At 71.8% G+C, this 13,647-nt stretch carries 11 protein-coding genes and 1 pseudogene; 10 read left to right on the forward strand and 2 right to left on the reverse strand.

The features are described 5' to 3' along the window. Positions 1-157 (reverse strand): annotated as a pseudogene (locus tag RM572_RS19085) (DNA starvation/stationary phase protection protein); the annotation flags it as partial. A gap of 409 nt (positions 158-566) precedes the next feature. Here RM572_RS19085 and RM572_RS19090 point away from each other — a divergent pair. The 9 genes from RM572_RS19090 to RM572_RS19130 all read left to right on the forward strand — a co-directional run bounded on the left by RM572_RS19090 (position 567) and on the right by RM572_RS19130 (position 11,940). Continuing rightward, entirely contained in the window at positions 567-971 is a 405-nt protein-coding gene (locus tag RM572_RS19090; RefSeq protein ID WP_394813649.1) for a gas vesicle protein GvpG, read from the forward strand. Beyond that, positions 854-1,408 carry a hypothetical protein gene (locus RM572_RS19095; protein WP_311674691.1) on the forward strand — a complete coding sequence of 185 codons (555 nt, stop codon included), beginning with the start codon at positions 854-856 and terminating at the stop codon, positions 1,406-1,408. Before RM572_RS19090 ends, RM572_RS19095 begins: the two co-directional genes overlap by 118 nt. A 5-nt stretch (positions 1,409-1,413) precedes the next feature. Next, positions 1,414-2,427 (forward strand): SRPBCC family protein, encoded by a 1,014-nt coding sequence (locus RM572_RS19100; RefSeq protein ID WP_311674573.1) that lies wholly within the window; start codon positions 1,414-1,416, stop codon positions 2,425-2,427. Positions 2,428-2,506: 79 nt separating this feature from the next. Further along, positions 2,507-4,306 (forward strand): thiamine pyrophosphate-requiring protein, encoded by a 1,800-nt coding sequence (locus tag RM572_RS19105; protein WP_311674574.1) that lies wholly within the window; start codon positions 2,507-2,509, stop codon positions 4,304-4,306. A 474-nt stretch (positions 4,307-4,780) separates the two neighbouring features. Continuing rightward, on the forward strand, positions 4,781-5,500 hold the full coding sequence (locus tag RM572_RS19110; protein ID WP_311674575.1) for an RNA polymerase sigma factor: 720 nt from the start codon (positions 4,781-4,783) through the stop codon (positions 5,498-5,500). After that, positions 5,500-6,648: a hypothetical protein gene (locus tag RM572_RS19115; RefSeq protein ID WP_311674576.1), complete on the forward strand. Its 1,149-nt coding sequence runs from the start codon at positions 5,500-5,502 to the stop codon at positions 6,646-6,648. The genes RM572_RS19110 and RM572_RS19115 overlap by 1 nt, the downstream gene beginning before the upstream one ends. A 508-nt stretch (positions 6,649-7,156) precedes the next feature. Further along, on the forward strand, positions 7,157-8,737 hold the full coding sequence (locus tag RM572_RS19120) for an acyl-CoA mutase large subunit family protein (RefSeq protein WP_311674577.1): 1,581 nt from the start codon (positions 7,157-7,159) through the stop codon (positions 8,735-8,737). A 516-nt stretch (positions 8,738-9,253) separates the two neighbouring features. Then, the gene (locus RM572_RS19125) at positions 9,254-10,285 is read left to right on the forward strand and encodes a hypothetical protein (RefSeq protein WP_311674578.1); all 1,032 of its coding nucleotides are present in this window, start codon (positions 9,254-9,256) and stop codon (positions 10,283-10,285) included. 140 nt (positions 10,286-10,425) lie between these two features. Continuing rightward, positions 10,426-11,940, forward strand: a complete 1,515-nt coding sequence (locus RM572_RS19130) for a GntP family permease (protein WP_311674579.1) — start codon at positions 10,426-10,428, stop codon at positions 11,938-11,940. 91 nt (positions 11,941-12,031) lie between these two features. On the opposite strand, the gene RM572_RS19135 is transcribed toward RM572_RS19130, so the two are convergent. After that, positions 12,032-12,733, reverse strand: coding sequence for a FadR/GntR family transcriptional regulator (locus RM572_RS19135; RefSeq protein ID WP_311674580.1), 702 nt, complete (start codon positions 12,731-12,733; stop codon positions 12,032-12,034). A 120-nt stretch (positions 12,734-12,853) separates the two neighbouring features. On the opposite strand from RM572_RS19135, the gene RM572_RS19140 reads away from it, so the two are divergent. Then, a complete protein-coding gene (locus tag RM572_RS19140; RefSeq protein WP_311674581.1) occupies positions 12,854-13,384 on the forward strand; it encodes a gluconokinase in 531 nt (176 codons plus the stop codon). Positions 13,385-13,647 lie beyond the last annotated feature (263 nt).

Here is a 13,647-nt window from a genome sequence, read left to right on the forward strand (position 1 = left end):
AGTGCGGGCCCACGACGTTCCAGTGGATGTGCTTCAGCGTGAGCGCCAGGTCGTTGAGGGCGTGCAGCCGTCCCCGGAGCAGGCCGATGACCTGTCCGCCCTGCGCCCCGGTCATCCCGGGGACGGTGTACTTCGGGGTGGGAACGTCGCTCGTCATGGCACGCCTCTCTCGCGGGTTCGTCCCCCGCAGTCGAACACCGCTGGGCCGCTGGTGCCGGTATGACGCCCGTGGCATGGGCTGTCCGGCCCATCGACGGCACTCTTCGGGGGAACACAGCGTCGCTCCGGACGAGGAGACGGTGCGGAAGGAACTCGTGGCTGCCGAGTCGTCGCACCTCGCATGCCCTGGACCGCGTCGCCGGTCGCCACGAGCCGAACGCCAAGGCGGCCGTGACCGAGGACGGCATGGCCATGCTGTTGCGCGAGGATCCGCACGTGCGCAGGGTGCGGGACGAGGTGCGCCGCAGCCCGGCTACGAGGCGAGCATCCGGCTCGGCGAGGCGGTGGCTGCCGGCTTGCAAGACCGGGCTCGGCGCGCGGCCGACGAGGTCACTTAGCTCTGCCTGCTGCCGTTGGTTCCGGTGCGCGGGGTGGTGTGGGTCGCGGACCGGAGGGCCGACACCGCCGAGGAGGAACTGCGGGCGCCGGCCGCCGTCCACATGCGCGTCCGAGCCCTGAACGACATACTGGAGGCCGGGGAGATCAGCCTGCACGAGTTCGAGCAGGAAGAGGAACGGCTACTCGATCTCCTTGAACCGCCGGCTCCCCCGGCTCCAGCCGGGCGGGCCGACGCCACCCCTCTGCCGGGGAGGCACGGATGCCACAGAACAGCAAGCTGCTCGCGGCGAGCCTGGTGGGCGGTTACCTCCTGGGTCGCACCAGGAAGGCCAAGCTGGCGCTCGCCCTCGCCTCCTGGGTGCTGGGGCGGCGCAAGGGCCTCAACCCGCAACGGCTGCTCACCGAGGGCCTGAAACGGCTGACCGGGTCACCCGAATTCTCCCAGCTGAACGACCAGCTGCGCGGCGAACTGATGGCCGCGGGCCGTTCCATGGTGACGGCGGCCGCCAACCGCCGGCTGGACTCCCTCTCCAACGCACTGCGTGACCGTACGGACTCCCTCTCCGGCCTCGGCGGTGCAGCCGGAGGCGTGGCCGGCCGGGGACAGGCCGAGGACTCCGAGGAGGGTGAGGAACCCGAGGAGACGGCAGAGCAGCGTCCGGCCCGTGAGGCCCCGGCGAAGAAGGCCCCGGCGAAGAAGGCCCCGGCGAAGAAGACGTCCGCGAAGAAGGCCCCGGCGAAGAAGACCGGAGCGGCAGCGAAGAAGACGGCCGCGAAGAAGACGGCCGCGAAGAAGACCGCTGCGCGGAAGGCGGCCTCTCCCTCCACCCGACGGCCCCGAGGGAGGTAGTCGTCATGGCATCCACCGACAAGGCCGGAGACACGGCTGACACCGGCCTCGACCGGCTGCGTGAGGAGATCACCGCGTATCTGACGGCGCAGGCGGGGCATCTGGCCGACTCGCTCGGCAACCGCATGTCGAGCCTCACCGACGACCTGAACGACGCGGCCGTGAACGGCGGCACCCTCGGGTCGGTCGCCTCCCGTGTGGTGGGCGGCGGGGAATCGCCGGTCAAGGCGCTCGTCGCGGAGAAGGCGAAGGACGCGAAGGACAAGACGGTGGGCAAGGTGAAGGACCTGGTCGGCGCGGGCGGCGGCGGGGGCGGGAGCAAGAGCGACACCAAGGTCACGAACATCGTCGAGGTGCTCGACGTCGGCGTGCCCCTGCGCACCGCGTACGACAACTGGTGCGAGTTCGAGGAGTTCGGCACCTACATGAAGGGTGTGCGCAACGTCTCCCGCAAGGAGGACACCACCTCCGACTGGAAGGTGAAGGTCGGCCCGTCCACACGCGGCTGGGAGGCCACCGTCGAGGAGCAGATACCCGACGACCGCATTGTGTGGTCCTCGCAGGGCTCCAAAGGCAGTACCCGCGGCGCGGTTTCCTTCCACGAGCTGGGGCCGACGCTGACCCGCATCGTGGTGGTGGTCGAGTACACGCCCTCGGGCTTCTTCGAGAAGACCGGCAACCTCTGGCGCGCCCAGGGCCGCCGCCTGCGCCTGGACCTCAAGCACTTCCAGCGGTACGTGACACTCAACGCCGACGAGGACGTCGAGGGCTGGCGCGGCGAGATCCGTGACAGCGAGGTGGTCCTCAGCCACGAGGACGCCCTGGAGCAGGAGGAACAGGAGCCCGGAGAAGAACCGGACGAGGCCGCCGATGGCGAGGCCGAGGAGGAGTGGGACGAGGAGGACGAGGAGCCGGACGAGGGCGAAGAGGACGAGGACGACGAGGAGCCGGACGAGGGCGAAGAGGACGAGGACGACGAGGAAGACGCCTACGACGAGGACGAGGCGCGGGAGCGGTGACCCCGGATGCGCGTTTAGCACGTGCCGTGCCCGGAACCCGGGCGAGGCCGTCCGTACGTTCCGCATCTGAGGAGTTCCCATGGCCCTGGTCGCCGACTTCGTCGTCGAACGTCTGCGGGAGTGGGGTGTCAACCGCGCGTACGGCTACCCGGGGGATGGCATCAACGCCCTGGTCGGGGCGTTCGACCGTGCTGACGATGATCCGAAGTTCGTCCAGGCACGGCACGAGGAGATGGCTGCCTTCATGGCCGGCGGGCACGCGAAGTTCACCGGGGAGGTGGGCTGCTGCGTGGCCACCTCGGGCCCGGGTGCGGTGCACCTGCTGAACGGCCTGTACGACGCCAAGATGGACCACCAGCCCGTTGTCGCGGTGGTCGGTCAGCAGAAGACGCTCTGCCTGGGTTCGCACTACCAGCAGGAGATCGCGCTGGAGAACCTGTTCGCAGACGTCTCCGAGTTCTGTCAGATGATCGTGAACCCGGCACAGGCCCGGCACGTGATCGACCGCGCGTTCAAGACCGCGCTCACCACCCGCAGCGTCGCGACGATCATCCTGCCCGAAGACGTCTCCCAGTCGGAGGCCGTGCCCTCGCCGCCCAGGTCGCACGGCGCGGTCTACTCCAGCGTGGGCTGGTCCCAGCCACGCGTGCTCCCCGACGAGAACGAACTGCGGAAGGCCGCCGGGATCCTCAACGAAGGCGAGAAGGTGGCCATCCTCATTGGCCAGGGCGCCGCGAACGCCGAGGACGAGGTGGTGGAGACCGCCGAGCTGCTCGGCGCGGGGGTGGCGAAGGCTCTTCTGGGCCGGGAGGTGCTGCCGGACGACCTGCCGTTCGTCACCGGCCCGATCGGCCTGCTGGGGTCGAAACCCAGCGACCAGATGATCAAGGGCTGCGACACCCTTTTCATGATCGGTTCCAGCTTCCCGTACGCGGAGTGGCTGCCGGTCGAGGGCACGGTCAAGGGGGTGGAGATCGACATCGACGGGCGGATGATCGGCATCCGCTATCCGATGGACGCCCACGTGGTCGGCGACGCCAAGGAGACCCTGACCGCACTCCTGCCCCTGCTGCGGCGCAAGGAGGACCGCAGCTGGCGCGAGAAGATCGAGAAGAACGTCCGCGAGTGGAACACGGTGCTCGGCAAGCGTGCCGCGCAGCACTTCGACGGAAAGATCAATCCGCAGTCCGTGGCCCAGCAACTGTCCGAACGGCTGCCGGACCGGGCGCTGGTGACCGCCGACTCCGGTTCCGGTACCAACTGGTGGGCCCGCCACCTGAAGTTGCGCCGCGGCATGCAGGCCTCGCTGTCCGGCACGCTGGCGACGATGGGACCGGGCGTCCCGTACGCGATCGCCGCGCGCTTCGCCTATCCGGACCGGCCGGTGGTCGCCTTTGTCGGTGACGGCGCGTTCCAGATGAACGGCATGAACGAGATGATCACTGTCAAACGGTATGCGCAGGAGCTGGCAGGCGAGGCGCCGTTCGTCTTCTGCGTCTTCAACAACCAGGATCTGAACCAGGTCACCTGGGAGCAACGAGCGATGGCGGGTGATCCGAAGTTCGAGGGCTCGCAGCACCTCCCCGACTTCCCCTATGCGAAGTACGCGGAGCTGGTCGGCCTCAGGGGCGTCTACTGCGACGACCCGACGAAGGTCGGCGAGGCGTGGGACGAGGCGCTGGCGAGCGACCGGCCGGTGGTGCTGGAGTTCGTGGTCGACCCGGGCATCGCTCCGATCCCCCCGCACATCAAGGCGGAGCAGGGCAAGAAGGCAGCCAGGGCGATGGTCAACGACCCGGACAACGTGGGCATTGCCAAGCGTGGGGTGCGGCAGAAGCTCAGCGAATACGCGGAGCACCTGCCGGGCCGGGGGCAGTGAGGCCACGGCCTTGAAAGGGGGCGAGCGCCACGTCGAGGTGCCGCGTGCCCCGGCCCGCGGCACCGGCACCGGCCCTGCCACGCCAGCGGCGTCCTGTCGGTCATGTGTGCGGGACCCGACCGACCCCTGTCGTCACGCCTGTTGACTGGAGGAGGCAACACGAAGACGGCCGGGGTCGCCACCCCCCACAGGAGAGACCCCGGCCGTCGTCGTGTTCACGGACGCACCTACCAGCAGCGGCCCGCACTCCACTCAGCGCCGCCCCTCCGGAATGTGTTACGCCCCACTCTTCCGCTCACTCCTGCGGACTACTCCCGGGTCCGGCATGGACGCGGGCACTGACTTGGCCGTAGCGTGCATCCATCGCGTCGGCCCAGGTCGGTGCGGAGTGCGTGAGAACCGGTACGACGGCGCCCGGCCAGGGGCGTCGAGCAGATGCATCGCGACGTCGCGGAGTGGACGAGGACTTAGGGCGTGCAGGGGGACGACGCAGAGCTGACGGCTGCGGTGCGCGCGGCGCAGGAGGGCGACGAATGCGCCTTCCGCACGGTGTACCGGGCAGTCCAGCCACGCCTGCTCGGGTACGTGCGCACGCTGGTTCCGGACGCCGACGCCGAGGACATCGCTTCGGAGGCGTGGCTGCAAATCGCCCGTGACATCGGCAACTTCTCGGGCGATGCCGACCGGTTCCGGGGCTGGACGGCACGGATCGCCCGCAATCGGGCACTCGACCACATCCGGATGCGCGGCCGGCGCCCGGCCGTCGGCGGCGACGAGAGCGAACTCGTCGCGATGGCCGGCGGCGCCGACACCGCCGACGAGGCGATGGAGTCGCTGGGCACCGGAAACACCATGCGGATCATCTCCCGGCTGCCGCGTGACCAGGCCGAGGCGGTGGTTCTACGCGTGGTGATGGGTCTGGACGCCAAGAGCGCCGCGGAGGTACTCGGCAAGCGTCCGGGAGCCGTGCGCACCGCCGCCCACCGCGGGCTGCGCCGGCTCGCCGAACTCCTGGAGGCCGACGGCATGAACGGCGCGTCGCCCGGCGGCGGGCCCGGGGACGAGGGCGGCCCGGGCGGTGCCGGGGATGAGCCGAACGGGCGAGGCGTACCACCTGCTCCCCGCCGTCCGCCGGAGCGCGAGACGGCACGCGGTGTGACGCCCGAGGCCGCGCGAACGCTGAGGGAAACGTGATGCCCGACGACCGGTACCAGTGGCTGGACGAGGAGGCTGCGGAGCGACTGCTGCGCGGTCTGCCGGTCGACGGGCGCGACGGAACGCCCGGTTCGGCGGCGGGTGACGCGCGCGCGGAGACCGGTGAGACCACTGCGGCCGAACTCGCCGACGCCCTCCGGGCGCTGAGTGCCGAGTCGGCCGGAGCAGCCGCCCGCACCGCCCCCGGTGAGTCACTGAGCGGCGAGGACGCCGCCGTGGCGGCCTTCCGCGCCGCCCAGACCGGTGTGCTCCGCAGCGGCTCCGTCGGCGGCGGCGCCGCCGGACGCGGCGGCCGGGTGCGTACCTTCCTGTCCGCATTGACCGGGCGCCCGGTCAGTGCCGGACTCGCCGCCGCCCTCGCCGCCTGCGCGCTCGGTGGAGTGGCCGTCGCGGCGGGTACGGGCGTCCTGCCCACGCCGTTCGGTGCGGGGGGCGGCGGCTCGCCGTCACCTTCCGTGAGCGCCTCGCCCACCGGGACCGCAGGAGAAGGCCACGGCGGTGCCACCGGAGGCAACGGTTCGCGGAGCCCCGGCCCCGGGCCGTCCGGCGACGCCTCGCCGAGCGGTCCGGCCGGAACCGGCGGCCGGGACGGCGGCGGCCCGTCCGCCACCGGAGGCCCCACCGACCTGGACGGGATGTTCGGGGACGGTGAACTCACCGGCGCGGAGAAGAAGACGATCGCGCTGGCACTGTGCGACCTCTACGAGCGGGGAGCCCTCGACGCCGACGACCGGCGGACGCTGGAGGAGGCGGCGGGCGGCGCTCAGCAGGTGCGCGCCCTGTGCGACAGCCTCGGCGGCGGAGCGACGGACGACGGCGTCGTCGGTGAAGGCGGCGACGGGGTCGTGGGCGGCGTCGGCGACGGCGGCACCGACGGAGACGGCGGCACCGACGGCGAGGGGGAGGACGGGGCGGACGGCGGCGACGGAGAGCCCGGCAGCGGTGGCACGCCCGGCACGGGAGACCCCGGGGACATCGGTGGCACCGGTGGCACCGGTGGCACCGGCGGCACCGGAGGCGACGGTGGTGACGGTGGCGAGGTCACCGGTGGCGCCGGCTCACCCACGCCCAGCCCCTCGCTCGACCCCACGCCCCCGGCCGTCCCCACGCCCTCGGCCGCTTCGTAGCGGCCACCCGCGCCTCGGCCTCACGACTCCGCGACCGTCGCGGTCGGCCCCGTGACACACCCCCGCGTGCGCGGGCGGTCCACGCGCCCGCTCGTGCGCCGGTGTGGGGCCCCTCGGACATGCATCCGCACGAGCTTTCACGCCCCCGGCGAGGGGGTGTGACACTTTTCCGGGCCGCGGCGCAGAATGGAGTGAGCCGACTGGTCATCGGCGGCGCGTCACCCCGAGGTTCCCCCCGTACCTCCGGGATCGCGCATCGGCGCGGGTGGGGCACGTTCCCCCGGCCCCACCCGCGCCCTCTCTCTCTTCGGGCGGTCGCCCGGGATCTCCTCCCGGGCGACCGCCTTCCTTTCTGCCCCGGCCCCCATCCGCCCGCTCGCCGCGAACGGCGCCCTGCGGGCATGCTGTGAGGAAGATCCCGACCCCTGGGTCCCTCACCGTCAGCCCGCCCGCCACTACAGTCCGTGTCTCCGCTCTTTCCTGGCGCGACGTACTCCGGAGGCAGTTCATGGCACGCCACTCAGAGTCCGGCCGGCCCATCGAAACGGTGTACGGCCCGGATGCGCTGCGGGACTGGGACGCCGCCGAGAAGCTGGGGGAGCCCGGCGCCTACCCGTTCACCCGAGGCGTCTACCCGTCGATGTACACGGGGCGTCCGTGGACGATGCGGCAGTACGCCGGGTTCGGCACCGCGACCGAGTCGAACGCGCGCTACAAGCAGCTCATCGAGCACGGCACGACGGGCCTGTCCGTGGCCTTCGACCTGCCGACGCAGATGGGCCACGACTCCGACGCGCCGATCGCCCACGGCGAGGTCGGCAAGGTCGGCGTGGCCATCGACTCGGTCGACGACATGCGCGTCCTCTTCGACGGCATCCCGCTGGGCGAGGTGTCCACGTCGATGACCATCAACGCCCCGGCCGCCCTCCTGCTGCTGCTCTACCAGCTGGTGGCGGAGGAGCAGGGCGTCGACCCCGCCCGGCTGACCGGCACCGTCCAGAACGACGTGCTCAAGGAGTACATCGCCCGCGGCACGTACATCTTCCCGCCGAAGCCGAGCCTCCGGCTCATCGCGGACATCTTCCGCTACTGCAGGGCCGAGCTCCCGCGGTGGAACACCATCTCGATCTCCGGTTACCACATGGCGGAGGCCGGAGCGACGCCCGCGCAGGAGATCGCGTTCACGCTCGCCGACGGCATCCAGTACGTGCGCACCGCCGTCGCCGCCGGGATGGACGTGGACGATTTCGCGCCGCGGCTGTCGTTCTTCTTCGTCGCGCGGACGACGATCCTCGAGGAGGTCGCCAAGTTCCGCGCCGCGCGCCGGATCTGGGCGCGGGTGATGAAGGAGGAGTTCGGCGCGGAGAACCCGAAGTCGCTGATGCTCCGCTTCCACACCCAGACCGCGGGCGTGCAGCTCACCGCGCAGCAGCCGGAGGTGAACCTCGCGCGGGTCACCGTGCAGGGCCTGGCGGCGGTGCTCGGCGGCACCCAGTCGCTGCACACCAACGCCTTCGACGAGGCCATCGCGCTGCCCACCGACAAGTCCGCCCGGCTGGCGCTGCGCACCCAGCAGGTGCTCGCCTACGAGACGGACGTGACCGCCACCGTCGACCCGTTCGCCGGCTCCTACGTCGTGGAGTCGATGACCGACGACGTGGAGGCCGCGGCACTGGAGCTGATGGAGCAGGTGGAGCAGCGCGGCGGCGCGGTCGAGGCCATCGAGCAGGGCTTCCAGAAGAACCAGATCGAGCGCAGCGCGTACGCCGTGGCGCAGGAGCAGGAGTCCGGCGCACGCGTCGTCGTCGGCGTCAACCGCTTCGCGGGCGCTCGGGAGGAGCCGTACGGGTCGCTGCGCGTGGACCCGGCGATCGAGCGGCAGCAGGCGGACCGGCTGTCCAGGCTGCGCGCCGAACGCGACCAGGGCGCCGTCGACGCGGCGCTCGACGGGTTGCGGAAGGCGGCCGAGGGCGGCGACAACGTGCTGTACCCGATGAAGGACGCGCTGCGTGCGCGGGCTACCGTCGGCGAGGTCTGCAACCTGCTGCGCGAGGTGTGGGGCGCCTACGTGCCCAGCGACGTCTTCTGAGCACGGGAGGCTCTCGCGGGGAGGGGCGAGGCTCTGCACGGGGGAGGGGCGAGGCTGTCGCGGGGGCGGCCGGAGCGGTCCCCTCCTGATCCGTTCCGGCCGTCCCCGGCGCTGTGGCGGCCCGAGCGGGAGCTCGCAGGACATCCCGCTCGGGCCGCCGTCGTGACGGTCGGTCAGGTGATGGTGGGGATGACCGCCGTGCGCCGCGGCTCACCACCTGACCGGCCGGGCATCAATCCGCGACCGGCCCGTCCCGTACGTCCCCGGCGGTCACGTGGTTGTGCTCGCGTCCCATGCCGGGGAGCCTGACGTGTGCGCGATCATCCGGTCAACGACGTGGACACTCTGTTAAATAAGAACCTGTGTGAACGGCGCATGACACCGTCAGAGGCGCGGTGGACGAGAGGGTCCGGCCCTAAACTGTTCACGGGACGAGGCGGGCCCCAGGTCCCGGGCGCACCCGGCGGTAACATGCGGGCCACCCCCTCACGCCTCACGTCCGATGGAGGCAACGCAGTGCTCCCCACCGACGAGACCGCGAAACCCGGGGCGCCCGGTGCCCCCGACCCGGGGCGACCGGGCCGGACGGAGCCCCCCGGACAGCAGGGTGGGCCGGGGCAGCCCGGCCGCCCGAACGGCGCCCTGCACGCCGCGCTGCGTGACGGGCCCTTCGAGAGCGCTCTGGACACCGCCATCCGTGCCAGCGGACTGAGCATGGAACGCATCCAGCGCCGTCTCGCCGACCGCGGCGTCGAGGTCAGCATCACCGCCCTCAGCTACTGGCGGCGCGGCCGCAGCCGCCCCGAGCGTCCGCAGTCCCGGCGGGCCGTCCGGCTCCTGGAGGAACTCCTCGCGCTCCCCACCGACTCCCTGGTCGCCCTGCTCGGCCCGCAGCGCCCCCGAGGCCGCTGGACGGGCCGCGCGGACACCAGCCTCGCCCCCACCCGGCTGTGGCAGGGGTACCAGTCGCTGTCCGGCCTGCTGGACGACGTGGGCAACACCGACGACGGGCTCTCCCGCGTCGCCGTGCACGAACGCTTCGAGATCGACGCTCAGGGCGCCGAGTCCCGCTGGACGGCCTGCCTGGTGCTGCGTGCGGAACGGGACGACGTGGACCGCTGCGTGGTGATCAGCCGAGGAGACGAGCCGGGCCGCCCGCTCCCGGACCTGGTGGACGTGCGCAACGCCCGCCCCGGCCGGGTGCGCAGCGATCCGGACGTGCCGATCACCGTCACCGAGCTGCTCCTCGACCGCGTGCTGTCCAAGGGGGAGACCGCGGTCGTCGAGTACACCACGGCGTACCCGACCAGCGGGCGCGCCACCGACGAGTGCGGGCGCGGCTTCCGCACTCCCGCGGCCCTCTACACCCTGGAGGTCACCTTCCACCCGGACCGGGTGCCGGTCCGCTGCTACCGCTGCGCCGGGACCGCCGCCACCGGTTCGCTCCCGGTCGTCGGCCCGGTCTGGATCAGTCCCCGCGGCCGGGCGCACATGGTCGTCCAGGACGCGGCGCCCGGCTTCCACTCGCTGCGCTGGGAGTGGGACTGACGCCGGGCCCGCGCTGCGGCCGGCGTGCATCCGGAGCTCTTTCGTATGACTTTTCTTCGCGACCCCTTGAATAAGTAGTACCTAGCGCGTAACTTCCCGTTCCGGTCTTCGCCAGGGAGTTCGAAGTACGGAGTTTCGACATGGAAGCAATCGAGCCGGTCTACGGCACGGCGACGCTGCTGCTCATCGCGGCGGGCGCAGTCGCCCTGCTGCTGTTCCTGATCATGAAGGTGAAGCTGCACGCCTTCGTCGCCCTCGTCGGCGTCAGCGTCGTCACCGCCCTCGCCGTCGGCTTCCCGATGGCCGACATCCCCGACGTCCTGATGTTCGGCTTCGCCGACACCATCGGCTCGGTGGCCATCCTCGTCGCCTTCGGCGTCATGCTCGGACGGCTGCTCGAGGTCACCGGCGGTGCCCAGGTGCTCGCCGACACCCTCATCAACCGCTTCGGGGAGAAGCGCGCGCCCCTTGCGCTGGGCGTCGCCGCGCTGCTGTTCGGCTTCCCGATCTTCTTCGACGCCGGACTGGTCGTCTTCCTGCCGATCATCCTCACCGTCGCGCGCCGCTTCGGCGGCTCGCTGCTGTTCTACGCGCTCCCCGCCGCCGGCGCCTTCGCCGCGATGCACGCCATCGTGCCGCCGCACCCCGGCCCGGTCGCCGCGACCGAGCAGCTGCGCGGCGACATCGGCGTCACCCTGCTCGTCGGCATCCCGGTCGCCGTCGTCGCCTGGTACGTGGGCGTCTACCTGGTCTCCCGCTGGCTCGGCAAGCGCGTCTACGTCTCCGTCTCCGACGTGGTCTTCGGCCAGGTCCGCGACGAGCACGGCCGTACCGCCGAACAGCGCGCGGAAGCCGGTGAGAACGAGGGCACGCGCAAGGGCAAGGGCACGGCCAAGAGCGACGGCGCCGACGAGGGCAAGGCGGGCGACGCCGGTGCCCCCGCCGCCGACGCCCCGACGCTCGGCCACCGGCCGCCGGCCTTCGGCACCGTGCTGCTCCTGCTGCTCATCCCGCTGGTGCTGATCTCCTTCGACACCGTGCTGGACACCCTGGGTGCGGCGGGCGCGCTGGACGCGGACTCCGGCTTCCCGGCGTTCCTCGGCCTGCTCGGCAACACCACGGTCGCGCTGCTGATCACCGTGCTCGCCGCGATCCTCATGCTGGGCCGCCCCCGCACCTCGATGGCCGGCGTGCGCGGCATCGTCGACGAGGCGCTCGGCCCGATCTGCGCGATCATCCTGATCACCGGCGCGGGCGGCATGTTCGGCGGCGTCCTGGAACTCAGCGGCATCGGCGACGCGCTCAGCAACTCGCTGTCCGACCTGGGCATCTCCCTGATCCTCCAGGCGTTCATCATCGCCACGCTGCTGCGCGTCGCGCAGGGCTCGGCCACCGTAGCCCTCACCACCACCGGCGGCCTCATCGCGAGCGCGGTGAACGAAGCCAACCTGGGCGACTTCCAGATCGCGCTGCTCGTCGTCGCGATCGCCGCCGGCGCGACCGTGCTCTCGCACGTCAACGACTCCGGCTTCTGGCTGGTCAGCCGCTTCTTCGGGATGGACGAGAAGACCACCCTGAAGACGTGGACGGTCATGGAGACGACGCTCGGTCTGTCGGCGTTCGTCATCGCGCTCGGCCTGTGGGCCGTGTTCTGACGGCACCGCCCCGCCAGGCGCCCGGGCCGACCCGACCCCTCCCGGGACGGCCCGGGTCCCGCCGTCTGAGCGGCGGGACCTCCGGAGCGGCCTACGGCGCGAGCACGTCCAGCTCGGCCATCGCGCCGACGGTGATCTCCTTGGTGAGCTGCTCCGCCCGCTCCGGATCCCGCGTCCGCACGGCCTCCGCGACCTGCACGTGCAGCGTGACGGCCGCCGGATCCGGATCGGTGAACATGACGTCGTGCTCGGTCCGGCCGGTCAGCACCGCCGCCACCACGTCGCCCAGCCGGGCGAACATCTCGTTCCGCGACGCCCGCAGCACCACGCGGTGGAACGCGATGTCGTGCACCAGGTACCCGTCGAGCTGCTGGCCTCGGGAGGTGGCGACCATTCCCATCGCCTGCTCGGTCAGTTCCGCGCACTCCTCCGGCGTCGCGTACTGCGCCGCGAGCCGCGCGGCGGCCGGTTCCACGGCACAGCGCAGCATGGTCAGCGAACGCAGCTGCCGCCCCCGGTCCGCGCCCTGGAGACGCCAGGTGATCACCTGCGGGTCGAACACGTCCCAGGACTCGGTGGGGAGTACGGTGACGCCGACCCTGCGGCGCGACTGCACCAGGTGCATGGACTCCAGGACCCGTATCGCCTCGCGCATCACCGTCCGGGAGACCTCGAACCGCTGCTCCAGCTCGTCGGTGCGCAGCACGCTGCCGGGCGGGTAGTCGCCTCCGGTGATGGCCGGCCCCAAGCTGGCCAACACCTTTGCATGCAGACCCTGCCGCTGATTCTCCATGCTCCTCAGGTTACGGTGCTCCCCTCCGAAATATGTATGACTTTTAAGCCACATGCCCTTGAATACGTAGCACTTTTGGGCTTGGCTGTACGCGGTACCGAGAAGAGCGAGGTTGTACTGATGTCCGCACCCCGGGTCGTGGTCGTCATGGGCGTGTCCGGCACCGGCAAGTCCACCGTCGGCGCCCTGCTCGCCCAGGAGATCGGCGTCCCGTACGCCGAGGCCGACGACTTCCACCCGCCGGCGAACATCGAGAAGATGTCGGCCGGAACGCCCCTCGACGACGCCGACCGCGCGCCCTGGCTCGACGCCATCGGCGCCTGGGCGCGCACCCGCACCGACCACGGCCCCGGCCTGCAGGGCGTCGTCAGCTGCTCGGCCCTCAAACGCGCCTACCGCGACCGGCTGCGCGCCGCCGCCGACGGCCTCTACTTCCTCCACCTCGACGGCGACCGCGAACTGATCGCCGGCCGTCTCTCCGGCCGTCGCGGCCACTTCATGCCCGGCGCCCTGCTGGACTCCCAGTACGCCGCCCTGGAACCACTGGAAGCGGCCGAGGACGGCATCCGCCTCGACGTCACGGCCACGCCGGAGGAACTGGCCGCCGCGACCGTGCGGGCGCTGCGCGCCGCCGAGGCCCAGGCCGGCTGAGCGACCGCCCGGACGGTCGCTCGGGCCGGCCCGAGCCGGGTGGCCGGCACGGCCACCAGCACCGCCGGCGTCCAGCCGAGTACCCGCACCGCGAGCCGTTCGCGGCCGTCGTCGTCCCCGGGCCCGCCGGTGCGGCGGTGACGGAACGGGCCCTCGTGGCCTCCGGGGTGGTACGGCGGGCCGGTCGGCACACCACCCTGCCGGGCGTCCGCGCCACGCTTCCCGCCCCGCGCCCGTTCCGTGGCGCGTCCCACGGCCCCGGC

It is taken from the genome of Streptomyces hazeniae (assembly GCF_031845485.1).
Taxonomy (GTDB): Bacteria; Actinomycetota; Actinomycetes; order Streptomycetales; family Streptomycetaceae; genus Streptomyces; species Streptomyces hazeniae.